This window comes from Sorangium sp. So ce362, assembly GCF_051519845.1.
Lineage (GTDB): Bacteria > Myxococcota_A > Polyangia > Polyangiales > Polyangiaceae > Sorangium.
Window position 1 is genome coordinate 7,774,259 of the sequence record NZ_CP150332.1, and the last position, 24,845, is coordinate 7,799,103.

Annotated in this window: 18 protein-coding genes; 11 read left to right on the top strand and 7 right to left on the bottom strand. The window is 70.3% G+C overall.

All coding sequences use genetic code 11. The features are described from left to right. Window positions 1–306: 306 nt before the first annotated feature. From WMF17_RS29685 to WMF17_RS29715, 7 genes are all read left to right on the top strand, one after another. Window positions 307–1,473, top strand: coding sequence for a hypothetical protein (locus tag WMF17_RS29685; RefSeq protein WP_437644339.1), 1,167 nt, complete (start codon window positions 307–309; stop codon window positions 1,471–1,473). A 185-nt stretch (window positions 1,474–1,658) separates the two neighbouring features. Continuing rightward, entirely contained in the window at window positions 1,659–3,404 is a 1,746-nt protein-coding gene (locus WMF17_RS29690) for a serine/threonine protein kinase (RefSeq protein WP_437644340.1), read from the top strand. A gap of 255 nt (window positions 3,405–3,659) precedes the next feature. Then, entirely contained in the window at window positions 3,660–6,278 is a 2,619-nt protein-coding gene (locus WMF17_RS29695) for a TonB-dependent receptor domain-containing protein (RefSeq protein ID WP_437644341.1), read from the top strand. An 8-nt stretch (window positions 6,279–6,286) separates the two neighbouring features. Beyond that, window positions 6,287–7,837: a hypothetical protein gene (locus tag WMF17_RS29700; protein ID WP_437644342.1), complete on the top strand. Its 1,551-nt coding sequence runs from the start codon at window positions 6,287–6,289 to the stop codon at window positions 7,835–7,837. A gap of 133 nt (window positions 7,838–7,970) precedes the next feature. Then, window positions 7,971–11,612: a S8 family serine peptidase gene (locus tag WMF17_RS29705; protein ID WP_437644343.1), complete on the top strand. Its 3,642-nt coding sequence runs from the start codon at window positions 7,971–7,973 to the stop codon at window positions 11,610–11,612. Window positions 11,613–12,160: 548 nt separating this feature from the next. After that, window positions 12,161–12,469 (top strand): DUF6968 family protein, encoded by a 309-nt coding sequence (locus WMF17_RS29710; RefSeq protein WP_437644344.1) that lies wholly within the window; start codon window positions 12,161–12,163, stop codon window positions 12,467–12,469. Between the two features lie 432 nt (window positions 12,470–12,901). After that, entirely contained in the window at window positions 12,902–13,327 is a 426-nt protein-coding gene (locus WMF17_RS29715; RefSeq protein WP_437596546.1) for a DUF6968 family protein, read from the top strand. Window positions 13,328–13,610: 283 nt separating this feature from the next. Here WMF17_RS29715 and tnpA read toward each other — a convergent pair whose 3' ends face one another. Further along, window positions 13,611–13,946: an IS66 family insertion sequence element accessory protein TnpA gene (tnpA, locus tag WMF17_RS29720; protein ID WP_437644345.1), complete on the bottom strand. Its 336-nt coding sequence runs from the start codon at window positions 13,944–13,946 to the stop codon at window positions 13,611–13,613. 123 nt (window positions 13,947–14,069) lie between these two features. On the opposite strand from tnpA, the gene WMF17_RS29725 reads away from it, so the two are divergent. After that, entirely contained in the window at window positions 14,070–14,678 is a 609-nt protein-coding gene (locus WMF17_RS29725) for a hypothetical protein (protein ID WP_437644346.1), read from the top strand. Window positions 14,679–15,228: 550 nt separating this feature from the next. Next, window positions 15,229–15,498 carry a hypothetical protein gene (locus tag WMF17_RS29730; RefSeq protein ID WP_437644347.1) on the top strand — a complete coding sequence of 90 codons (270 nt, stop codon included), beginning with the start codon at window positions 15,229–15,231 and terminating at the stop codon, window positions 15,496–15,498. 366 nt (window positions 15,499–15,864) lie between these two features. Here WMF17_RS29730 and WMF17_RS29735 read toward each other — a convergent pair whose 3' ends face one another. From WMF17_RS29735 to WMF17_RS29745, 3 genes are all read right to left on the bottom strand, one after another. Next, window positions 15,865–16,203 carry a hypothetical protein gene (locus WMF17_RS29735; protein WP_437644348.1) on the bottom strand — a complete coding sequence of 113 codons (339 nt, stop codon included), beginning with the start codon at window positions 16,201–16,203 and terminating at the stop codon, window positions 15,865–15,867. A 1,059-nt stretch (window positions 16,204–17,262) separates the two neighbouring features. Continuing rightward, window positions 17,263–18,321, bottom strand: a complete 1,059-nt coding sequence (locus WMF17_RS29740; RefSeq protein WP_437644349.1) for a hypothetical protein — start codon at window positions 18,319–18,321, stop codon at window positions 17,263–17,265. Window positions 18,322–18,487: 166 nt separating this feature from the next. Beyond that, window positions 18,488–19,528, bottom strand: a complete 1,041-nt coding sequence (locus WMF17_RS29745) for a hypothetical protein (protein ID WP_437644350.1) — start codon at window positions 19,526–19,528, stop codon at window positions 18,488–18,490. Window positions 19,529–20,218: 690 nt separating this feature from the next. Between WMF17_RS29745 and WMF17_RS29750 the strand changes: the two genes are divergently transcribed. Further along, window positions 20,219–21,136 (top strand): hypothetical protein, encoded by a 918-nt coding sequence (locus WMF17_RS29750; RefSeq protein WP_437644351.1) that lies wholly within the window; start codon window positions 20,219–20,221, stop codon window positions 21,134–21,136. A 529-nt stretch (window positions 21,137–21,665) separates the two neighbouring features. On the opposite strand, the gene WMF17_RS29755 is transcribed toward WMF17_RS29750, so the two are convergent. The 3 genes from WMF17_RS29755 to WMF17_RS29765 form a co-directional block, all read right to left on the bottom strand. Continuing rightward, on the bottom strand, window positions 21,666–22,073 hold the full coding sequence (locus tag WMF17_RS29755; protein ID WP_437644352.1) for an HNH endonuclease: 408 nt from the start codon (window positions 22,071–22,073) through the stop codon (window positions 21,666–21,668). Further along, the gene (locus WMF17_RS29760) at window positions 22,070–22,285 is read right to left on the bottom strand and encodes a hypothetical protein (protein ID WP_437644353.1); all 216 of its coding nucleotides are present in this window, start codon (window positions 22,283–22,285) and stop codon (window positions 22,070–22,072) included. Before WMF17_RS29760 ends, WMF17_RS29755 begins: the two co-directional genes overlap by 4 nt. A 467-nt stretch (window positions 22,286–22,752) precedes the next feature. Then, window positions 22,753–22,977 (bottom strand): hypothetical protein, encoded by a 225-nt coding sequence (locus WMF17_RS29765; protein ID WP_437596559.1) that lies wholly within the window; start codon window positions 22,975–22,977, stop codon window positions 22,753–22,755. Window positions 22,978–23,878: 901 nt separating this feature from the next. On the opposite strand from WMF17_RS29765, the gene WMF17_RS29770 reads away from it, so the two are divergent. Continuing rightward, window positions 23,879–24,844 carry a tyrosine-type recombinase/integrase gene (locus tag WMF17_RS29770; RefSeq protein ID WP_437644354.1) on the top strand — a complete coding sequence of 322 codons (966 nt, stop codon included), beginning with the start codon at window positions 23,879–23,881 and terminating at the stop codon, window positions 24,842–24,844. The last annotated feature ends 1 nt before the right edge of the window (window position 24,845 follow it).

Genomic DNA, 24,845 nt, shown 5'->3' on the forward strand with positions numbered 1-24,845 from the left:
TGGAGCGCAACGGTCGTTCTGGGGGACAGGCAGGACACCGCGCGGCGGCAGCCGCCGGCCCGCTGGTTTGTGCCGAGATCGCCCCTCCGGACGCCCCGGGCGCCGGGATCTCTTGACGATGGCCGCCGATTTGTTTACGCGCCTCGATCAGCCCGGCGCGACCGCCGCGCGCCGGCGCTGGCGACGCGAGGTGCACCGGGCTGACCGAGCCGGTGGAGCCGTGATCCGGCGCAGCCCTCCGCCGGCCCGGAGCCCGGGACGGACGCGATCACCGGACCGCAGCGCCGCGGATCCTCGGAGGCATCGATGCGCTGGGACGGCTGGATCCGACAGGGAAGAGCGCGCCTCGCCGCGGCGGCGCTCTGCGCGGCGGCGGCGCTCGCGCTGGGCTGCGGCGACGACACGGACGGGAGCGCCGGAGCGACGTCGGGCGGGAGCGGCGGCGCGGACGGCGCCGGGTGCCTGGACGCGCGATCCCACGACGCGCTCTTCTCGCTTGTCGACCCCGCGTGGTGCGCCGTCGCCGTCTACAGGACGGACGAGGAGCTCGGCTTCGCCTCGGTGACGTGGGGACGCCACGGCGGACCGATGCTCGCGCGGACCGACGCCGAGGGCGCCGTCGAGATCGTGCGGCTCACGCCGCCGGACGGAGCGGACGGGGCGCTCGCCGCGGCGCGGACGACCGTCGACGTCGGCATCCCCGACGGCGCCTTCCTCGGCGGACAGGCCGTGGACCTGCCCTTCTTCGGCTGGACGGCGATCTCGTGGACCCGCGCGTTCCCCGACACGCGCGGGGAGCTGGTCCTGATCGAGGACCGCGCGGTGGCGAAGCGCTACGAGGTGAACGGCTTCTTCGCGGCCGCCGCCGTCGAGGGGCGCCTGCTCCACACCGGGCTCTCGCCGCTCGGCGATCCCGCCGCGGGCCCGAACGGCCTCTATGCAGCCGACCGCTGCGGCGCGGCGGGGCAGGACGCGCGGCTCGTGCCGGAGGGCGACGCGAGCTGCGCGGAGCCCGCCGCCGTCGGGGCGTGGGGCGACAGCTCCGGCCCCGTCGCCGCCGACCTCCGCGGCAACGTGTTCGCCGTGCTCCCGTCTGCAGACGGAACGCAGCAGGCGCGCGGCTTCGCGGCCAGCGCGATCGCGCGGGGCGCCGGGCCTGCGGAGGGCGACGTCCTCTTCTCGCTCCCGGGCAGCGGCATGAGCCTGGCAGCCCTCGCGCCCGAGCAGGGCGCGCCGGGCCTCCTCGTCTTCCAGCCGAGCGACCCCGCGACCTACGAGGCGCTCGCGCCGGTCGCCGTCGCCTTCAGCGACGACGGCGGTCGCGTGCGCGCCGACGGCTCCCCGGCCCCGCTCCTCGAGCTCGCGACGGCGGGCACGTCGCTCTCGCTCCTCGCCGACGAGGCGAACCGCCTCTGGATCGGCGGCCCCCTGCCGAGCGGCGGGTTCCTGTTCGCTGTCGCCGTCCGACGCTGAGCCGCGGCCGCGGCACCGCGGCTCACCGACCGTCCGGACGGCAGCGCACCACACGTCGCGCATTTCCTGCGTGTATCGTGGCACTGCAGATTGACACGTCAGAGTCGCCTCAGTCACACTGCTCCCGAGGCGGCTGCTGTGTGTCCAATCTTCACCTCCTCACGCTGCCCGAGGAGAGGCACGACATGCCTGATGGCCGACAGCGAGAGGTAAACGGCAGCTCGAGGACATCGAGGTCTGCCGCGCCGGATCCGCTGCTAGGGCGTGTCATCAACGGCCGCTTCAAGGTTGTCAGCGTCATCGCCCGCGGCGGCATGGGCAAGGTGTACAGGGCCGAACAAGCGCCGCTCGGCCGCATCTGCGCGCTCAAGGTGCTGAGCCCCAAGTACGAGGGCGACCACGATCCCGAGTTCCACAGGCGCTTCTTCCTCGAGGCGTCGACCGCGGCGAAGCTCTCGCACCCGAACACGGTCACCGTGTTCGACTACGGTCATAGCGACGACGATATCTACTACATCGCGATGGAGTACATCGAGGGGAAGACCCTCCACCGCGTGCTCCGCGAGGAAGGGCCGTTCCTCGAGGCGCGCGCCGCGCACATCGCCCGCCAGATCTGCCGGTCGCTCCGCGAGGCGCACGCGATCGGCGTCGTGCACCGCGATCTCAAGCCGGGCAACGTGCTGCTCGTCGACCACGAAGACGAGCAGGACCACGTGAAGGTGCTCGATTTCGGGCTGGTCAAGGACACCCAGAGCGGCGAGGACCTGACGCAACAGGGCCTGTTCATGGGCTCGCCCAAGTACATGGCGCCCGAGCAGATCGCCGGCTGCGACGTGTCCGCGCGCACCGATATCTACGCGCTCGGCGTGATGATGTACGAGATGCTGTCGGGACAGGTGCCCTTCGACAAGGGCGCGAGCGTCGGGACGCTCATGTCGCACGTCCACGACCCGGTCCCGCCCATGCAGGTGCACAACCCGACGCTCTCCATCTCTCAGACGATGGAGGGGATCGTCTACCGCTGCCTGGAGAAGGACCCGGCGCAGCGCTTCTCCTCGATGAACGAGCTCGTGACCGCGCTCAAGTTCGCCGCGGGGGGCATCTCCACGCGAGACACGGGCGAGACCGCGCCCATGCTGCCGGGCGCGACGAGCTACCGCGCGTCGGCCCCCTCGTATCCGTCGGCCTCGTCGTATCCGTCGATCCCCTCGTATCCGTCGGCTCCGTCGTACTCGACGATGGGCGAGCTCCCGGGCCTCTCCACGCCGAGCTCGTCACCGCCCACGAGCTCGCCCGTGACCTATACAGGCCCCCTCGCCACCGACAGCGCGCTGAAGCCGCCGGCGGCGCCCCTCTTCGTCGCCCCGTCGATCACCGACTCGATGGGGCCGCGCCCGGCGCCGCACGCGGAGGGCCTCGCGTCGACCCAGCCCGGCGCGAGCCCGGGTCGGAAGGTCGTCCCCTGGGCGATCGCCGCGGCCCTCGCGGCCGTGGTCGGCGTCGCCGCCGTCATGACGGCCCGCGCGCCGGCGGTAGAGACGAGCGCGGCGGCGCCCGAACCGGGCGCAGGGAGCGCGCCGGCCGCCGAGACGGCCCCGGAGGCGAACGCGCCCGCGGCGAACGCGCCCGCGGCGCGCCCGCTCCAGGTCGAGAGCACGCCGCCCGGAGCGGCGGTCAGGGAAGGCAACAAGGAGCTCTGCACCGAGACGCCGTGCGAGATCATCTGGCGCGGGAGGGCGGCCGCGCTCGCGTCCGAGCACGAGCTCGTGTTCGAGAAGCAGGGCTACAAGCCCGCGATCGTGCGCGTCTCCGGCGCCGAGGAGAAGGTGCGCGCGAAGCTCGATCCGGCCCCCATCCCGGCGCCGGGGACGCCGAGCAAGCCCCGGGCGAACGTCCAGAAGGCCGAGCCGTACAAGAGCAACCCGTACTGACGAGCGCGCGGACGCGCGCCGGCCGCTCTGTTAGAATCGCCGCGCCTTCGCGGTTGGGACCTCTTACCATGACCGCGGCGGCTTCGCGCGAGGGGCGTGGCGGGCGCTCCTCGCGTCGATGAAGTGTTCGGTGTGACGTGGGGAGCAGCGCCGTCCGCGCTCCCGAGCTCTCGCCGGGATCGCCGTCGCGACCCGGCCTTTGTCGCCGGAGGCTCGCGGTCGCGCCCCCGGCCCCGATGAGGACAGGGCGAACGCATGTCGTCTTCCGATTCCTGCTCGCGCGGCCTCCGCGGCGCCGCCCCGGCGCCCGCCCCGACGAACGACGCCCGCGCAGCGCGGCCGCGCGGCGGGGCCGCGCTCGGGCGGAGGCTCTTCGCCTGCGCCGTCGCCCTCGGCGCGATGACCGCCGCGCGAGGCGCGCTCGCCGACGCCCGCACCGAGGCGCGCCTCCACTTCCGGGCGGGCATGGACCTCATCGCCCAGAAGCAGTTCGACGAGGGCATCCGCCAGCTCCAGAAGGCCAACGAGATCCTCCCGCACCCGAACGTCGTCTTCAACATCGCGCGCGCGCACGCCGAGGCCGGCCACATCGAGCAGGCGATCGCCGCGTACCGCGAGTACATCGCGAGCGACCCCCCGGACAGGGAGCTGGCGACGCGGATCATGGAGCAGCTGGAGCAGCGCCTCGCCGCGCAGCGCGCCGCGGCGGCCCCGGAGCCGAAGCAGCCGCCGGCGCCCGAGCCGCAGCCGCCCGGGCCGCAGCAGGGCGCCCCCGGCAACGCGCCCGCCCAGCCCACCGCCGAGGGCGCGCCCGCGAGCGCCGCGGTCCCGGCGCCGACATCGAGCGCGGCCCCCGTCGACGCCGCGGGGCTCGTCGGCGCGGCCCGCACCGAGGACGTCTACCAGGAGACCGTCATCACCGCGTCGCGCGGCGCCCAGAGCCCGCTCGACTCCCCGAACTCGACGACCATCGTCACCCGCCAGGACATCCGGCTCTCCGGGATGACCCGCATCCCGGAGCTGCTCCGGCGCGTCGCCGGCATGGACGTCATGCAGATCACGGGCGGCGACGAGAACGTCTCGATGCGCGGCTTCAACAGCCGCCTCGCCAACAAGCTCCTCGTCCTCGTGAACGGGCGCACGGTCAAGAACGACGTGCTCGGCTCGACCTTCTGGGAGGCGCTCTCGATCGACGTGGATCAGATCGAGCGCATCGAGGTGGTGCGCGGCCCGGGCTCGGCGCTCTACGGCGCCGACGCGTTCGCCGGCATCGTCAACATCATCACGATCGAGCCCGGCGTCGGGAAGAGCGGCTTCCGCGCGGGCTACGGCGATCACCAGCAGGGCTACGGCTCGGTGTGGACCTCGGCGCGCGAGGGGGACTTCGCGTACCGCCTGTCGGCGGGCTACACGCGCTACCCGCGGTGGACGCGCGAGGTCGCGGACGACCGGATCGACCTCGAGACCAGCGGCCAGAGCCAGGATCTCGGCGCGCAGAGCGTGCGCATCGACCTCCGGGCCACGCAGCGGCTCGGGCCGCAGCGCGAGCTCGCGGTGGGCGCCGGCTACTCCCGGAGCGAGCTCGACGTCTACGGCATCGGCCCGTTCAACGACTACAACCTGGAGGCCGCCAACACGGACGCCTCGGTCGCGTACCGCAGCGAGAACGTCAACGCGCGGACGTACTACTCGCACATCGACGGGTACTCGCAGCTCAACGCCGCGTACCTCGGGCACCCCCTGTACGCGGGGCGGCCGCGGCAGCACATCGTGAACGCCGAGCTCGAGTTCGTGAAGACGCTCCGGGCGCCCGCGCCCGTCGTGCACGACTTCCACATCGGCCTCGGCTACCGGCTCAAGGCGACCGACTGGAGCTACCTCGACGACGACATGCCGATCGAGCACCACGGCTCGGTGTTCCTCCAGGACTCGATGAAGCTCGGAGAGCGCGTCACGCTGGTCGCCTCCGGCAGGCTCGACTACGTGCCTTACCTGGAGCGGCTCATCCCGTCGCCGCGCGGCTCCGTCATCGTCAAGCCGACCCCGCGCCAGGCGATCCGCGTCTCCGGCTCGACCGCGTTCCGCTCGCCCACGTCGCTCGAGGCCTACGTCGACCTGCCGATCCAGCTCGCGATGCCCGGCCTCGAGTTCCTCTCGACCACGCGGCCGCCGGTCAGGTCCGGCGTCATCATCGACCCCGAGCAGATCATCACCGCCGAGGCGAGCTACCTGAACCAGCAGAGCGACCACTTCGAGTTCGAGCTCACCGCGTACTACAACCGCGTGAGCGACCTCATCGTGCTCGCCGAGCCGCAGCGCACGACGCTCTCGCAGCGCGCCCAGGGGTTCGGGGGGCTGAACCCGGAGACGGGGCGCTACACCTCTGGCCTCGGCGGCTTCGAGAACCAGTGCGACATCTACCACGGGGTCGGCGGCGAGCTCGGCGGCCGCGTCTACCCCGCCGAGGGGCTCGACGTCTTCGCCAACTATGCGCTCAACCTGTCGGAGCAGGAGCTCCCGGCCGGGTGCAACGCCCTCAAGGACGGGCGCACAAGCCAGCACAAGGTGAACGCGGGGGTCCAGGTCCGCACCCCGGTCGGCGTCGACGGCGAGGTCACGTTCCACTACCAGTCCGAGCAGAAGTGGGCCGAGCAGGTCCCGGCGGGGACGGCCATCGCCACGCACATCTACGAGCTGCCCGCGTACACGCTGCTCAACGCGCGCCTCGGCTACCGCTTCCTGAACAACCGCGCCGAGATCTCCGCGACCGTCTTCAACGCGCTCGACGGGCTCGGCGATCAGCCGCTGCAGATGCACCCGTTCGGCAACCGCATCGGCCGGCGCTTCATGGGATTCCTCAGGTACTCGCTCTAGGCACCCCCATGCTCGGACCCACCCCCCGCACCGGTCTCTTCCTGCTCGGCGCACTCCTCGCGGCCCTCCCGGGCTGCGAGGCGGTGGACGTCTTCATCCCGCTGCCGGACCACAGCGGCCCCGCCGGGGTGCTCGACGGCACGGTGACGTACGCCGGCCCCCGGCCTTGCACGAAGGACGGCCGCGTCGTCGGCGCCGCTGTCGTGCTCGGCTTCGACACGCGCCTCCTGCCGCCGCCGGAGGGGCTCGGCACCTCGGCCGCGAGCATCGACGTGATCCCCGGTGACGAGCTGTTCGGGGGCCTGGGCGCCGCGCTCGATCTCACGAGCGACGGCGTGCTCCGCTGCCCCGAGCCGGACGATCCGCCCGTGACCGTGAGCGCCACCTGGAGGCTGTCGCCGCTGCCCGCCGGCACCTACCAGATCCGCGGCTTCTACGACCACGACGGCGATTTCGACCCGACCTTCAGCATCGCCAACCTGCCGAGCCAGGGTGACGTGGCCGGCGGCGCGATCGAGAACGCGACCGAGGTGCTCGGCGGCGCCGCCCCGCGGTACCGCGAGATCACGCTCGCCGCCCCGATCCCCGCGACGGGCGCGCGCGTCAGCGGCATCGCGGTCACCCTCGGCCTCCCGCTCCCGCTGGAGCGGCCGATCTTCCACGTCGCCGAGGTCCTCGCGCCAGCCTCCGGCGTCCGCCAGAGCTCGAGCGAGGTGGTCATGGCTTCCGACTTCCAGCTGGAGACGTTCACCCTTGTCGATCCCGTCGGCACCGAGGCGTCGCTCCTGCGCCTGCGGCTCGCCGCGGGGGTGCCGGGCCGAGAGGTCGCGAGCGCGGCGAAGCCCCCGATCTCGCTGCCGGTGGGCGGCGAGCCCGCGCCGACCCTCACGTACGCGCGCCAGGACGTGAACCGCGACGGAGCGATCGACGCCGACGACCACGTCCCCGACTCGGCCCTGATCCCGGCGCTCTTCCCGATCTCGGTGTTCGCCAAGCTCGACGACGACGACCCGCTGGTCCGCCAGGCCGCGCCCGCGGTGCTCCTCCAGGGGCTCACGATCTACGACGACCTCGCGACCACCGCCACGCTCGGCGCGGAGCCGCTGGACGAGCCGCGCGAGAGCGTGCTCGTCGGCGTCCGGCCCGCTGCGCTCTGCATGCACCCGACCGAGCCGAAGGGCGTCCTCGTGATCAGCCACGCGACGGACACGGAGGGCAACGCCATCCTCCCCGAGCCGGATGACGAGAACGCCGACGCATGGGACGTCCGCGACGTCGAGGAGGCGCTCACGCGGCAGTTCGGGCGCGCGATCGAGGTCGTCTACGGCTGCCTGCCCGAGGGGCGCTACGCGCTCAACCTCATCTACGGCACCGGCCAGGCCTGGACCGTGCCCAACGAGGCCGGCGTGTGCGCGCCGTCGGAGAGCGCGTCCACCAACGCATGCGGCGCGCGACCGCGCCTCGCGTCGCAGGACATGGTGCTCCGCATCGGTCCGCCGGACGACCCGGCGTACTGCGCCCAGCACCCCACCCCCGAGGCCTGCACGCCCTCGCCCTGAGCGCCGCCGCCGCGCCCGGTCCCCCGCGGCGCGCAGACCTCCGCGAACCGGGCGCGGGCGCGGGGAAAGCGCCGTTTCCTGCGGCTGGCGCCGGTTGCCTCGCGCGCATGGACCGATGGTAGGGTCTCGGCATATGCGCTGCATTCGCTTTTCCTCGCTTGCTTTTCTGGGGGCGCTCGGCGGCGCCGCGGCGGGCGCGCTCGTTCCCTCCGATGCGTCCGGCGGCTGGCCGCCGCCCCCCTCGGCCAGCGCAGCGGACATGGCCGATCCGGAGAGCTGGCCGAGCGATCCCGAGTACGGCACCTCGGCCACGCAGAGCGGGCAGTGGAGCTTCTACTCCTTCATCCCGGCCCCGAGCGAGGGCGTCCGCCCGCGCCCGGAGGAGACCGCCGCCGGCATGGCGATCGATCTCGCGTGGCGGCTCACCCAGGGGGACCCGCGCGTCAGGATCGCCGTCACCGACTCCGGGATCCTCTGGGGCGAGGAAGATCTCCTCGAGAAGGTGTGGATCAACCGGGGCGAGCTCGCGTCCTACCAGCCGCTGCACGCGGACGGCGCGCCGTGCGCGGGCGACGGCGAGCTCGCCGGCTTCGACTGCAACGGCGACGGGGTCCTGTCCGCCTCGGACTACAAGAACACATCCTGGCTCACGCCCGCGGCGTCGGAAGGGCGGCCGCAGGGCGACCGGAACGGGAACGGCCGGCTCGACGCCGGCGACCTCATCCTGCACTTCTCGGACGGGGTCGACGACGATCAGAACGGCTACGTCGACGACATCGCGGGCTGGGACTTCTTCAAGAACGACAACGATCCGTTCGACGACACCCGGAACGGCCACGGCACCGCGGGGGCGAAGACCTCGGCGGCGCAGACGAACAACCAGCTGGGCGGCGCGGGCGTCTGCCCGCGATGCAGGGTCGTCCCGCTGCGCGTCGGCGACAGCCACGTCGCCGACGCGCAGGACCTCGCGAAGGCGCTCCTCTACGCGGCCGACCTCCGGGCCGACGTCGTGCAGTGCCCTGTGACCGCCGTCGACAGCACCGCCTTCCTCCAGGAGGCGCTCGACCACGCCTACGCCAAGGGGACGCTCGTCGTCGCGTCGATCGGCAACGAGGGCTCGCGCCACCACAGCGCGCCCGCGACGAGCAACCACGCGCTGCCCGTGAGCGCCGTCCGCTACGACGGCCAGAGCGTCACGACGTCGACCTCGTTCCTCGACGCCTCGCCGTGCTCGAGCTTCGGCGGCAACAACCTGCTCGCGGTGTCGAGCGCCGGCTGCGCCAGCGATGCGACCGCCGAGCTCTCCGGCATCGCGGGGCTCCTGTACTCCGCCGCCCTGGAGCGCGGCGTGACCCTGTCCCCCGGGGAGGTGCGGGGCCTGCTCATCGCGAGCGCCGACGACATCGCCGTGCCGGAGTCGCGCGAGCCGGGGTCGCCGTACCGCTCGTCGCAGCCCGGGTTCGATCAGCGGTTCGGCCACGGCCGCGTCAACGCGAACCGCGCCGTCGAGGCGCTCCACGACGGGCGCGTGCCGCCCGCGATCGACCTCACGTCGCCGGGGTGGTTCGAGGTCCTCTACAAGGATCAGGTCCAGGTGCCGGTGCCGATCGAGGGCACCGTCTCGGCGAAGCGGGCGACGGCGTACGACTACTCGGTCGCGTGGGCGCCGGGCGTGCAGCCGCTCGCCGCGGACTTCAAGGTGATCCACCGGGAGGTGAACGTCGCGCCGACGGTCACCACCGGCGGCCAGGGCCCGATCGCCTCGCTCGACGTGCGCACCATCGACACGTCCCACGCCCGCGACGCCGACAGCCCCCACGGCGAGAACGATCGCGCGATCACGGTGCGCATCCACGCGGTCGCCCACTACGGCGGGGCCACCGGCAACGTGGAGAGCGAGGCGCGGCGCACGTACTACGTCGCCAGCGATCCGACGCTGGTCCAGGGGTTCCCCCGCTTCATCGGCGACAGCGGCGAGGGCAGCCCGAAGCTCGCGGACCTCGACGGCGACGGGGCCCGCGAGCTCATCTACCCCACGGCCGGCGGCGAGCTGCACGTGCTGACGATGACGCCGAAGGGACCCGAGCCGCTGCCGGGGTTCCCGTTCCAGACGCGGCACGCCGACGGCCTGCTCGATCCCGCGCCGTCGCGGGCCACGCCCGTCTACCGGAGCGCCCGCGCGTACGGCGAGGTGGCCTGGGAGCTCGGCCGCGAGCCGATCCTGGGCGCGCCCGCGATCGCGGATCTCGACGGCGACGGCGCGCAGGAGATCGCGGTCTCCACCTGGCCGGGCACGATCTACGTGGTCGGCGCGAACGGCCTCCTCCGGGACGGGTGGCCGGTACGCCTGCCCGAGATCCCCTCGTGCCCGCTCGCTCCCGGCGCGCCGGCGAGCGCGCCGTGCATGTCGGAGGGGGCGCGGATCGCGCGGGGGGCCTCCGCCTCGCCGGTCATCGCCGACCTCGACGGCGACGGCCGGCTCGACGTGATCCAGGCGGCCTTCGACGGCAAGGTCCATGCGTTCGACGCGAACGGCCGCGCGCTGCGCGGCTGGCCCGTGGAGGTGCACTACACGGGACCGCTGGCCGCCGAGCCGGCGCGGAGCCGCCTGCTCGCGACGCCGGCCGTCGCCGACTTCAACGGCGACGGCCTCCCCGACCTGCTCGTCGGGTCGAGCGAGCGGCTCGGCGACGACGGCGAGGCCGGGGCGGTCTACGTGCTCGACGCGCGCGGCACGGCGGCGGCCTCCGGGCCGGTGCTCGCGGGCTGGCCTGTCACGATGCCGTCGCTCTCGCTCGCCCCGCTCGTTGCGCAGGGGATCACGGCCTCGGGCGTCGTCGGGCGGTTCGACGGCGCGCTGGCCGGCGTCGTCCAGGGCAACGGCGCCGCGCCGCTCGTGCTCCCGGCTTCGCCCGGCGCGCAGGACGCGCTCCTCGCGACCCCGGCGGGCGCGCTGCCGCCGGCGCGGGGGGGCTCGCAGGCCGGGCTCGACCCGACGTTCGGCCCGCTCTCGCCCGCCGCGGGCGCGCGGACGATGCTCCCGCTGCTCTCGCATCCCGCGCTCGGCGACGTCGATCAGGACGGCACGCCCGACGTCGTCGCCGCCGGCTCCTCGGAGGCGGCCGCGCTGGCGCTGGCGGGCGCGCGCGGCGCGGAGCAGCCGGGGCCTCACCTGCTCGCGGTCTGGAGCGGCAGGTCGGGCGCGATGCTGCCGCGCGCGCCGTTCGTCCTCGAGGATCACACGCTCGGGAACAGCCAGGCGGTTGTCGATCTGAACGGCGACGACTATCCCGAGGTGCTGACGGGATCGAGCGGCTATTTCCTGCACGCCTTCGACGGGTGCGGCCGGCAGCCGCGCGGGTTCCCGAAGCACACCGGCCAGTCGATCGCGACGACGCCCGCCGTGGGCGACCTCGACGGCGACGGGACGCTCGAGGTCGTGGTGGGCACCCGCGACGGCTGGCTCTTCGCCTGGCACACCGAGGCGACGACGGACGCGGTCATCGCCTGGGAGAGCTTCCACCACGACAACCGGAACACCGGCAACCTCGAGACGCCGCTCGATCAGGGCAGCGGGCGGCGCGCGCCGCGCCCGCTCACCGTGGACCTGTGCGAGGGGGCGCAGCAGCCTCCGGTCCTCCTCCGTCCAGGCGGCGGCTGCGCCTGCGCGACCGCGGGCGCCCCGCAGCGCGGGGGCGGCGATGGCGGCCAGCGCGCGGCGCTGGGGGCGGCGCTGCTCGGGGCGATGGCGCTCTGGGGGCGGCGGCGGGCGTAAGGCGGGAGGGGGCTGGGCGGCGGAGGGGGGGGCTCGCCAGCCGATCGGTTGACGAACAACCCGGACCACTAGGGTATCCTCCTCCAACGCAGCTTCTGGTTCATGTACCTGGTCAACAGTGCACGGCTGGATGGAGCAACCAATGAGGGCGATGGCGACAAATCGATTTGTTCTCATGCCACGAGTCCAGCGCTGGACGTGGTCCACCGTCGGCTGACTCGGTCCGGAACATCGTAGCCCCAGGCCGCCGATGATCGTCCTGGAACGCCGAACAGGTTAAAATTCAGCTAAATTCAACAGACTGTGGCAGCCGTCGGAGCCGCCGAGGAGCACGCTGGAAGGGCACGGCACCCAGTCAGACGAGAGACCGCAAGGGCGCGAGAGGCGCAAGGGAACAGAGACAGAATTATATTCTTCTCCCCCCCTTGCGCCCCTGGCGCCCTTGCGGTCCTCTTCCCATGAGTCGATTTTAGCGAAATTTCAATGTGATCGGCGTTCTAGGCGTGCTGGGACAGGCGCGACGCGCCTCACCTGGGTTAGGCTCGGGCATGCCCAAGAAACGCATCGACACGCGCGTCGGCGAACCCATCGCCGTCCGTGGCTACGGCGTTGCAGGCCAGCACGACCGGGAGATTGTGCTCGTCATTGGCAAGCCGCTCGCGCCCCGCGAGCCCCAGGGAGACTGGCGCTGCGCCGTGCTCATCGTCGGCATCGACGAGGGGATTTTTCACGTGCAGGAGGGCGTGGATGCGCTGCAAGTCCTCCAGCTCGCCCAAGGCTTCGCCAAGCGGACGCTGGAAGCCTCAGGGTTGTCGCTCACGTGGGCCGGCGGAGAGCCGGGAGACCTCGGACTATAAGCCCGATCTCCTCGCCCTACGGGCTGTGGTTCCAGCGCCTCGCGGAGCAGGCGCTCGACCACGCGCTGGAGGCCGTCGCGTCGCTCCGGAACGAGCCGTCACGTCCGTCGGAATACGCAAGCGGCGGAGATGGTGTTTGATGGCGCCAAATCCAGATGGCGCTCTGGGGGCGGCGGCGGGCTTAGGGCGGGAGGGGGCTGGGCGGCGGCGGGCCGGGGCCGTTCGCCAGCCGATCGGTTGGCGAACACCCGGACCCGGGGGCGCTCCGCTGTCAACGGACGTGCCGGCACCGGCAACCGTGGTGCGTCAAGGAGGCGTTCTGTCGCTCGCTCAAGGAAAGTGACCAACGGGGGCGTTGCTGGTCGCATCGCTTCGACAGGCCCATCAAGTGGATCAACTGGTGCATCTACGAGTTTTAGCTATCCTGCGCAGATGGCTCGGCAAAAGTACAAGGTCATAGCTGTTCGTCGATATAGCGTCGCAGGTGAACCAGGTCGCGAGATCGTCCTAAAGATCGGTGAACCAATACAGCCGGCGTCGCCCAGTGGATCGTGGACGTGCCCTGTCTTTCTTGAGGGGCTAGAATCGGACATCCAGTATGTCGAAGGGATCGACGCCGTCCAGGCAATCCAAAGTGCCATGCGGTACACGCGGCACGCGCTGGACAAATGCGGGCTGCCGATTACCTGGATGGAGCAGGAGCCAGGAGACATCGGACTGCCGCTTCCTATAGATAGCCCGTTTGGTCTCTGGTTTCAGCGCAGGCTAGAAAAGCTCGTAGATGATGAAACGGAGCGCATGGGCGAGATAGTGGCCGAGGTTCTCAAGGAACGGGCACGAAGGAAGCGTGGGCCTTGAGGCTCGCTCGGTATCCCGCGGCGTCGAGGTGGACAACGGCGCGCTCGGGAGCGCGCCGGCGTCGCGCTAGACCCCAGGACCTCGAGCCAGCGCGCTCGACGAGCTCGTCCCAGGACGTCGACGCCGGCGCGCTCGACGAACTCGCGCCCCAGGACCTCGACGCCGGCCGCACCGGGGGCCGACGCCGGCGCGCTCGACGAGCTCGCGCCCCAGGACCTCGACGCCGGGGCCGCGCACCGGCGCGATCTCTGGCTTGCCCATAGGTCCAGCGTTGGCGGTGCTTCTACCTGGAGGAGATGATCCCCTCGTCGAGAGGCGAGCCACCCGAGCTCCCCCGCGCGCCCGTGCTGCCGCTGACGGCGCTCGCGGCCCTGGAGCGCGCCGGCGTCGGACGGTAAACGGTCACCACGTGCACCGGCAGGAAGCGCGGCGTTTCCGTCAGCGACGACGGCGCCGGCTGCCAGGGCCCGTCAGCCCGCAGCTTCCAGCGCCAAAAGGACTGCTGCTTGGGCTTGTAGCCCTCGCGGCGCGCGAACTTCTCGGCACTCAGCCCGCTCCGCTCCCATCGACCCACCCGCTCGGCCCGGGCGAGCTGTAGACGACGCCGGCCAATGCGCACGGCCGGCGGATCGCAGACTCTATAGAGGAGGGAGGCGGGCGAGCGGCGGCGCACGGGCGCCCCGGCCCACCCACACGACCCGCCGCGCTCGGCACGCCGATGCAGGGGCAGCGAGGACGCAATGTGGTCAAAATCACCGTTGACGCGGCTCTCCGGTGGGAGGAGCATCCGGAATCAGGGGAAGGTATGGGGCACGGGCTGAGGGGGAGGGCGAGCGCGCTCGTGCTGTGCGGCTGTGCCTGTGCGCTCGTCAGTGTTCCGGCGCCGGCACAAGCGCTCGAGTTCAGCGGCGGCGTGAGCGTGGGCGGGATCCAGGTCGGGATTGAACCAAGGCTCGCCGTGAGTCCCTTCGCCGGGTGGCTCTGGCGCAACGAGGGGGACTTCCGGCTCGAAGTCCACAACATGCTCAGCATCGTTCCAGGGGCAGGCGTAGGGGTCTACGACCGAACGGCCGTCACTCTTGGGTACGCCACGAAGACAACCACCGTCAGCCTCGGGCCGTCCCTGGCGATCTACTCGATGTCGGCTTGTGGTGCCGTGATCTGTGACCGCGTGGTGGGCGTTGCTCCAGGCGGCCGCGCGCAGTCCGACTGGTACTTCGCCGGGCCCTTGGGCGTATCCACCAGCGTCCATGTGGACTGGGCTGGCGGCAGTAGTCGCGTTCTTCCTGGAAGTCTGGTCGTGATGGTGACCACTGGACCCATTTGGAGACTTGAGGTAAAGCCGAGATGAACAGGCTATTTTTTGTTCTGTGCTTCGGTCTCACGGCGTGCAATTACGACGTAGGTGAGTGCTATGTCCGGGGTGAGGGAAACGAAGGCGTCGGCGGCAGCATCATCACACCGACAGGAGGGGTTGGAGGCTTCGGGTGGTATGTGCCACTGGAGCCGCAAGATCACACGGGCTTCGATGCGGATCCGTGCTCGCAAACCGTGGAATGCACGGTCACGTGGAAGGCGGGGTCGGCTGTTTGCAGTAACCAGGGCGCGGCCGGTAGCTGCACGACGCGGTACCAGGGCGAGCATGCAAGTCTGGACGAAGCCAAGGATCGATGTGAGGAAGCCTCTGGGGTTCGCAACGGCTCCGGTGCGCAGTCGTGCGACTCATGTCGATGGGCGGCAGGCTCAAGCTCGTCCGACTGCAAAGAGGCATGCAAGGAAAAGTGCGATCAACTCTGGGAACGGTGCTACGACAACTGCCCTAAGGGGGACAGGAACTGTCGGAGCCAATGCACCGAAGAACTTGGGCGATGCCTCAAGGACTGCGACAGGAGGTGCAAGTGATGCTCGAACTAGTCTTCAAGGTGACCGGAGAGGACGGCGAGCCGCGCGACATCGTGGTTCGCCTCCACGAGCCGACCCGAAACCCACCGGAGAAAAAGTGGCCTTGGGTTGTCCCTGTGGAAGTCGACGGGCGCAATTACAATGTATCTGGGGAAGATCCTCTCGACGCGATCGAGAGCGGAGCTCGGCACGCGGCGATCCTGCTTCGCGAGATCCATGGCGATGCGCTCGAGCCGCCCCTTGAGCCGCGAATGAAGGAGGGCCAATGAGCGACTTGCGGACGCGCCGAGTCTACCCATCGCTGGAACCGAGGCGTACTCGGCTTCAACTCCCGGGGTGTTGCTCGAAGACGGACGGCTCGCTCGGCTGTGAGGGATAGCGTTACACCGGGCCGGCCCGCGCGTCTGACCGAGGGCATGGGGGCCGCTGGCTCTCCGGGCGGCGCCGACAGACGCTCCGTTTGCAGCCCCCTCGCGCTGAACAACGAGACGAACATCAGCCGCCGTACACAGCGCATGATGGCGGAGTGTACGGCGGCGTAGAGGGTCCTGGACCTGTGCTGCCAGCTCGGGTTTTGCGGTCGTAGAGCGACGGGATCGAGGCCCCAGGTGCCTCACTCTCCACTTGCCGCCGACTCAGTCGGCAGTGTCCGGTGGCGTGCTCGTATCCGCCAAAAGCGCCCATTCCGGAAACAAATCATCTCCGTGGACTGGCAAGGTCAGGCGCCCTCTCATCGTGTACCACGCGATGTATTTAGAAAGCCCGATGATTCCGGAGATGACGGCGCCAAATCCATCGTGTCCCCATACTGGCGGCAATTTCCATTCTTTTTCTGGGTCGATGATGTCGATGTCGACCTCCCAATCGTTATCCGGCCGTTGTCGGGGTCGGCCGACGCGAAGCAAAATTTCCCGTTCCTGCTCCGCTTCTTCTGCTGGCCAGAATGCCAGTTTCCGTTCGCCGATGACGTCCATGATGGCATCATAGCACCAGGCTTTTGGAGGAGATGATCGCCTCGTCGAGAGGCGAGCCACCCGAGCTCCCCCGCGCGCCCGTGCTGCCGCTGACGGCGCTCGCGGCCCTGAAGCGCGCCGGCGTCAACGACTACGGCGAGCCCGGGGGGCACCCCGCTGCTCCCTCATCAGAACTGGCAAGGCAGGCAGTCCGCGCCGCAGTCGATGTCCTCCTCGTCGCCGTTCCTCATGCCGTCGTCGCACGTCCTGGGCTGGCACTCTCCGGCGAAGCAGACCTTGTTCACGCAGTCGTCGTTGACCTTACAGCCCTGCCCGTCATTGCACGGGCCACAGTACCGGCCGCCGCAGTCCAGGTCCGTCTCAGTGCGGTTCTTGACGCCATCGCCGCAGCGTTCGTAGACGCATTTCTTGTCATCGCCGCAAACTCCGCTGAAGCAGTCCGCATCACTGTTGCAAGGATCCGTGCCGATGCATCCGTCACATGGACCGCCACAATCTCTACCTGTTTCTCCCAGTGACTCGTCGCGCACCTCGTTCGCGCATGCGAGGGGAACGCAGTGGCCATCTCGAGAGCACGTCAAAGACGTGTCTTCGCAATCCTCGGCGTTGAGGCAGTCAACGATGCGTCCGCTGTCGTTACAGAACCCAGTACCGTCCGGTACCGGTCCCGGATCGATGAGATCGTGGCGAGGGGTTACGCTGTTGCCCGTCTCGCCGCAGTAGTCTCGCGTGCACGGGTTGCCATCGTCGTAGAAGTCTTCGAGCTCCGGTCTCGCTACGCCGTAGCCGGCGCTGTCGCACATCTCGACGTGGCAGTCTCCGCGGAGGTCGCTCCGGCTCTGGACGTAGATGTCCAGCTTGCAGAGTCCATCGACGCACGAGCGCGTGCCGCACAAGTGTGTCAGCGGCACGGGGCAGTCTTCCTCGGTTTGACATGGCTTTGGAGCCCACGGATTGAAGACGGTCGGTGGTGTTTCGGCTGAGCAAGCGAACCAGAAGGCCGCGGCGGCAACTGCGGCGAGGGCTGAGCGAAGTGGCTTCATCAGGTGTCTCTGCGGTTCAGGGGCGCTCGTCGGCGCCGGTGTTGAGGTAGAGCGGGCAGGACTGGCACATGCCGCCGCAGTCGATCTCTGTCTCGTAACCGTTCTGGGCGCCATCGCCACACGATGCCAGCTGACATTGGCCGCTTCTGCAAATGCCGCTTTCGCAGTTGTCGTGCGCGTGGCACCTCAGGTCAGCAGCGCACGGCGGACAGCTAGACGATCCGCAGTCGACATCTGTTTCGCTGCCGTTCTTGATACGGTCGTCGCACTCTGGCGCCGTGCACTTCTTGTTCGTTCCGCATTTTTGTTCGATGCAGTCGGAGTCGGATTCGCAGGCGACGCCCACCGCGCACGGGTCGCACGGGCCTCCGCAGTCGATGGCGGTCTCGCCGCCAACGGTGTCCTTGACGCCGTTGGTACACCACGATGGAACGCAGTTCCCTTGCAAGGAGCAGAAGATCGCGGGGTCGCCGCAGTCCTCGTCGGTAACGCATTCGACACGTCGTCCAGCGCCGTCGCATCGCGCGGCGCTGCCTGGTGATGGTCCCGCGCTGTAAGGAGTGTTCGCGATCTCAGAGCCCATGCACATGTCGAAAGTGCACTCGTTGGCGTCATTGAACACGTCTGTCGGATCTTCCTCGAAGAGGATGCGGCCGGTTGGGTCGCAGACCCTGCTCTTGCAGTCGCCAACGAGCTGAACGAGCGCCTTGGTCATTTTGAGGCGGCACACCCCTCCAACGCACTGCGCGTTGCCGCACCGCGAGTCGACCGGTCCCGCGCACTCCTCCGACGTCGTGCAGAGATCCACGTGACACTCGGCGGCCGGACGGCACTTCCGCTCGCACTCGTTGAACGCCGCGCCGGGCTCGCAGCACGCCTCTTCGTCGGGGTTGGGGCACTCGCAGTACCCCTCGATGCACTCCGTTCCATCCTCGTACTCGCCGCTGGGGCAGTCGTCCGTCGTGTCACATGGAAGCTCGAGCCGAGCATCGACGAACGTCTCCCCGGCGCAGGCTCCCCAGAGGGCTGGGATCGCCACGATCATCAGACAGCAGGCGCCGGCCTTCTTCCGCATGCGCGGGAGGGTACCAGAGCAGCAGGCGAGCGAGAGCCGACATGGTGGGCCGGCTTCGAGCGCGGAGGCGAAACCCCGAGTACGACCCCATTACGTAGAGCGCCGATTTTTTCCACGAAAACGTGATGAAGCGGTGGTGCCGAGGCGCTCTGCGTTGCTCCGCGGCCTACCAGGAGACGGAGACCCCCGCCCCGGGAGCGCTCCCGACCCGGACCGGCGCCTCCGGCGCCAGCAGGTAGGCTGCCGCCCCGGCGCCGCCGGCAGCCAGCCCTGCGCCGATGAAGGCGCCGACGGAGATCGCCGTCCAGGTCGTCGCGCGGCCGTCGGCCGCCGTGAACTCGCCGCAGGCGGAGGCGCCGGGGCAGCCGTGCGCGTTCTCCCATCGAACATGGTGGAGGGCCCTGGTCCGGTCGCCGGCCGCATCATTGGCCCTGGCGGCCGAGACGCCCCCGAGGACGCTCAGCGCCGCGGAGCTGGCGGCCAGCGCGCCCACGGTCCACCAGCGCAGCGTGGGACCGGGCTGGGAACGAGGCGGCGGCGCCGCCGGCGGCAAGCCGCGTCCGCCGCTCGCTACCGGCCGCAAAGGCGGCACCGCCGGCTGGGCGGGGACGAACATGAGCCGCACGGTCCGCTCCCCGCCCGCCTCGACAGCGACGACATCGCCGACCTTCGCGCCGCCGAGCTGCGCCGCCACCTCGTGCTGGCCAGGGGCCACGAAGACGGGGTGCTTGAGCGGAGAGACGCCCACCTGACGCCCGTCCACGAGCACGTCAGCGCCAGGATCGCTCACGCGCACCTCGAGCGCGCCGATGTGCCGGCGCGCCTCGGCGAAGTTCGCCCGCGCGGCCTCGTACTTGTCCTTATGGCGGGGCGGAACCTGGATCTTCGGCGCGTCGGGCGTACCGACCCTGTCGAAGTAGATCGTCAGGAACTCCGCCGCGGTCACGAACTCGCGGAGCCTGAACGACAGCATCCCCACGTTGAACGCGTCATAGGCGCTCTGGGTGAGGCGCCACAGCGTCAGGTGAACGTCACGCGCGTCGGCGATGCGCCCTTCGGCGACCAGCCGCTCGGCCTGCTGCTGCAAGTCGTGCTCCGCCTTGCTCGGCGGGGGGCGCTGCGGCAGCGGCGGCCCTGCCGCGGCAGGCGACGGACACTCCAGCAGCAGCGCAAGCGCGAGGATCGGGCCATAGAGCGGGCGTCGCATGGTCTCACTCCGGGAGCTCGGGGGTGGGGATCGCCCCGCGCGTCCGGGGCGTCGTCATCGCTACCTCCATCCGGGCCGGCGGCGAAGCGCTCTTTCCCCTGTCCGCGCCGCGTCGCCCTGCCAGCACCTCCCGGCGGCTGCCCCAGCAACCCCGGGACGCGGGCCAGCACCCGCTGGTGCGGCTCCTCGGACCTGCTGGTACGCCTCCTCGGAACTGCTGGTACGCTTCCTCGGACCGGCTGGTACGCTTCCTCGGACCGGCTGGTACGCTTCCTCGGACCGGCTGGTACGCTTCCTCGGACCTGCTGGTACGCCTCCTCGGACCTGCTGGTACGCCTCCTCGGACCTGCTGGTACGCCTCCTCGGACCTGCTGGTACGCTTCCTCGGACCTGCTGACACGGTTCCGGGTCGTCTCGGCGGCGCTGGCCGCGCTCCCCGGCCCGCCGGCCGCGCTCCGCGGTCTGCTGGATTCGCGCCCCGGCCTGCTGGGACGCGTCCCGGCGCGCCGGCGCAGCTGCCCGGCGTTGACAACGTGCTCTTCGGACGGCCGAGACCGTCTGGACTGGATTGCCCCGAGTCGGCGTCGACAACGTGCTCTTCGGACGGCAGAGCCCGTCTGGATCGGATTGCCCCGAGCTCTGCCGTGGTGTTACGCTCGCCCGCTCGCCACCCCCACTGGAGGTAGGTTCATGGGAATCGAACTGTCGCAAGAACAACACGCGGTCCTGAGAGAGACCCGCGCCGTCGCTACCCCCGCAGAGTTCCAGTCCTTCCTGGAGATCGCGCGCCCCGAGATGGACCGCATCGTCCGCGAGGTCATGGAGCCGAGCCAACCCATCTCGACCACCCTCACGGAGCTCCGGGACCTCTATCTGTCGGTCGTCCAGTACGAGGCGCCGCTCGCGAGCAAGGCCTACGGCCCCGAGCGCCGCGCGCTGCTCCGCGGCGCCATCCAGCTCCTCGACACGGCGAACCTCTGGTTCGGCGAGGGCAAGCGCACCGGCGCCTACCAGGTCCGGCCCGTCGACCAGGTGATCAAGGCGAGCCGGCCGTGGCGCGCGCGGCTCAAGGCGTTCGCCGACCAGGCGTTCGCGTTCGAGCCGGACGTCGCCGAGCAGTTCGCCGACGTCAACACGAGCGGCACGCTCACCGAGGAGACAAGCGATCTCGCCATGCTGCTCCGGCTCGCCCAGCAGCACCAGACCCGCCTCTCGCCCGTCGGCCTCACCGAGGTCTTCCTGCGCGAAGGCAGCGCCCTGCTCGACGAGGTGAGCGGCCGCGACCTGCTCGGCATCCTCGGCCTGCGCAACCGGGAAGAGGCGATGGTGCTCCGCAACTCCATCGTGACCTATGCCACGCTGCTCGGGAACGAGGCGCGCGCCGCCGGCGTCAACGCCTGCTGGGACATCCCCGAGGGCAAGCGCCGCTTCAGCGCCACCTCGTTCCGCAACGCCCTGCGGAGGCTCCGCCCGAAGCGCCGGGGCACCGCCGCCGCCGCCAAGCCCGAGCCCGAGCCCGCCGAGCCCGCCGAGCCCGAGCCCGCCGAGGCCAAGCCCGTCGAGGCCAAGCCCGTCGAGGCCAAGCCCGTCGAGCCCGCGCCGGTCTGAAGCCGCGCTTCCGGACCGGCCCGCCGACGTGACCCCTCTGTCATGCCGGCAGGAGCACGTGACCCAACCGGTCGCGCTCCGCCTGGGCGGGGCTGTCCGCCGGGATGATCACGTTGACGTGCTCCGCGCACCGCGCAAGGCACCGCACGAAGTCGGCGAGCCGCGCCAGGTTCTCATCGGCGCGCGCTGGCCGTTTCGGGAGCGCCTGCGAGGGGCTGCGGCGCGGGTCTTCAGCCTGGGCGCGGCGCGGACGGGAGCGGCGGGGACACCGCGCCTGCGCCGAGGGCGCGCGCCGCGAGCGCGCTCGGTGGAAGCGGCGCGCCGCTGCGCGAGGGCTCGCGACTCCGCGCGATGGCGGGCGGCCGGCGAGCCACGCGCGCCGCGCCGCGGCGGCCTCCTTGTGCGGCCGCCGCGCTCGGATCACGAGCCGCGCAGTCGCCCGTGGCGGGTGCGGGCCGAACGATCTGCCGGTGTACCGCGCCGCGAAGCGGCGTCGGTACCAGCGGCTTGTTCGGCACGCCTTCCCGACTCATGGGTATCGGTTTCTGCGCAATAGCAGCGCGCGTAGGCGAGCTCGGTCCTCGTCATTCATGTCCAGGAGCTGGACTGTGGCGCGCCCCTCGGATGTCAGGCCTTCGATGGTGCCATCGCGCGCGGCCGAGAAGTGCTCGTGCCAGGAGTGCTTCCTAGGATGATACAGCGCCACGACAGCACCGTTCTCGGGATCAATTGATGCGATGTTGGGACCCTTCTTCAAGTTGCAGTGGACGCAGCAGAGACACAGGTTGGCAACATCGTCCGAGCCACGGTGTTGCCTGCCGATGATGTGGTCGACTTGATGGGGCAGAATTGACGCTTCCTGAGGAAGCCGGCAATACTCACACGCGCCGTGAGCGCGCAGCTGGACCGCCTCCCGCACCTCGTTCGAGAGCTTCACGACGCCGCGCGCACCGTCCAGAACTCCTCGGCCTCGAGCTTGAGAAGGCTGAGCCTGTCGTTCAAGCGGACGACCTCTTCATATTCCCTATGCTCCTCGACAGTGAGGGTGCCCTCGGTACTCTTCTGCGCGAGCTCTTCTACGCGCGGGGCCAGGTCCCTGCTGACGGCATCCAGAGCCGCCTCAAGCTGTTCGAGGGTTCGCTTTTCCATGAGATCCTCCGTCGGCCATCGACGCGGAAAGCATGCCACCCCGGCGCTCTCGCAACAAGGTCCGCCCATGGCGGGCAGCCGAAGCGGCTCCGTGCTCGGGCGTGCGTACGAGCACCGCGACAGAAATCACACCGCATCCCGTGGCGTAGCGGTCCCATCCCGCCGATCTGGCGTCCGCTGTCTTCAGCGTCGGCAGGCGGCCCCCCTCCGAGCACCAAACCCGCCCGCCGAACGCCCTGACGATGAGCCGCCGTGCCCGCAGGCGCGGTCGGTGTTGGCGCTCGCTGCAAACCGCGGAATTCCGGACAGCCCGAGCGCTGCGCGAGGGCTCGCGACTCCGCGCGACGGCGGGCGGCCGGCGAGCCACGCGCGCCGCGCCGCGGCGGCCTCCTTGTGCGGCCGCCGCGCTCGGATCACGAGGCGCGCAGTCGCCCGTGGCGGGTGCGGGCCGAACGACGCCTTGGCAATCAGCGGCGAGGTGCGGGCGTCGTCGCCTGCGCCTCGTCCGCTGCATTGCCTTGTTGGGCAGCCTCCGGGCCACCGCTACGCGGAACGATCGAAACGTGGTCTGTGGCGCTGCCTGCTTCAAGGCGTCGAAACGCCTTGAACAGCTCGTGAACGTCATAGCCACATTCCTTCGCAATTTCGTCGCGAATTGCGCGAACTTCATCGACGATGGCATCGCGAATCATTTCTCCTCCTGTGGCGGCAGCTCGTCTGGTGTGCAGATGATGGGCGGTCGAAACCCACTGTCTCTACACACGGACTCTATGCGTGGTCGCATCGTAGCATTCGCAATATGCGTGCAGTTCCATGTCAGCAGAAAATCGAGGCCATGAACGGCCGCTATGGCCACGTGCGCGGCGTCGACGATTGCCTTTGCGGGCATGGCTGCCTGCTTGATGAGGGCCGCGGCAAGCGTCTCCGCTTCCTCGGCTCCTGACAGGACAGCGATCCCCGCGGCTGCCCCGAGCCGCCGAGCAGCTGCCGCGGGGTCGCCCCGGCGCGCTTCGGTCAGCACCGGGTCGGAGAGGAACAGCTCGAACTCGTCGCCGCGCCCACCAGCCGATCGTGACCTGCTGGCGGGCGGCCTGGATGACATCTCGGCTTGGCAGCGCGGTCAGATAGCTCAAGATTGACGTTTCGACATAGACGCGCGGTTTCACGGGCTGCTCCTGGCGAAGGCGCGCTCCCGCCGACGCACCTGGAGCATACCAGGCCCAGGCACGCGCGCCCAGGTCGTCCCGCGCAAGTCCTCGTATTGATCGGAAAAGTCGGGAGGATCAGGACGGTTCAGAGAGTGGGCGGCCTGCTGGTCGTCGAGACGGGCCCATCCGGGCTCGAGCGCGCATCCTCGATCGTCGAGACGGGCCCGTCCGCGCGAGCCCGCCAGGGGCAGACGCCTGGGAGGCTGTACTCCGCTGGAGCCATAGCTGCCTCGGCTCACGCCTGCCCGCCCAACGCCTTAGCGCTGTGCTGCCGCGCCGCAGGCGCGGTCAGCATCAGCGCCTCGTTGAACGAAACCGCGCAAGCGCGGTAGCTCCAGACTGCGGCACACGCCAATAGGAGCGTTGATCGCTGCGCGCGCTCACCATGTCTCTCGTGGGATGGCTTGCCTGTCGCCAGCCCGTATCGATACCTGGCACTCTTGTCCTCGCACGGCGATGCAGTGTCGCCGCGCGCTCGACGGAGACGACCATGGTGACGCTTACGACCTGGCGGGAGCGAATGAGTGAAGACATGCGGCTGCGCGACTTTCGACCGCGGACTCAGGAGGGATACCTGCTCGCGGTGCGGCAGTTCATCGATCGGGTAGCGCGGGAGCCGGAGGCTCTCACGGACGAGGACGTACGCGCATACTTCCTCTACCTCCGAGAGGAGAGGAAGCTCGCGCCATCGAGCATCAACATCGCCGTGCACGCGCTCCGCTTCTTCTTCATCCACACCATGCAGCGCGACTGGAAGGTGTTCGACTTGCTTCGGGTCAACAAGCCGCGCATGTTGCCGGTCGTCCTGAGCCAGGGCGAGGTGCGCGCGGTGCTCCGCGCCGTGCGGCATCCCGTACGGCGCATGGCCCTGACGACGATCTACGCCCTCGGCCTGCGGCTCGGAGAGGGCCTTTCGCTCGAGACCGGACACATCGACGGCCAAAGGCTCGTCGTCTGGGTGCGCGACGGCAAGGGCGCCAAGGATCGCGGCGTGCCGCTGCCGCGCCCGCTGCTCGCGCGTCTGCGCCAGTACTGGAAAACCGAGCGGCCCCGGTCCTCGGCACCGTACCTGTTCGTCCCGCAGGACGGCATCGCTCCCGTGCACGAGACGACGCTGCAGAAGACGTTCACGGCGGCACGCGCGGATGCCCGCATCGAGAAGGACGCGACGATCCACACGCTGCGCCACAGCTACGCGACGCATCTGCTCGAGGCCGGCGTCTCGCTGCGTACCATCCAGCAAGTGCTCGGTCACAAGTCGCTGCGCACGACAGAGCTCTACATGCATGTCACGCAGCCCGGCGCCGAGCGCTTGCAAGAGACGCTCGACCGGCTGATGGTCGATCTGTAGC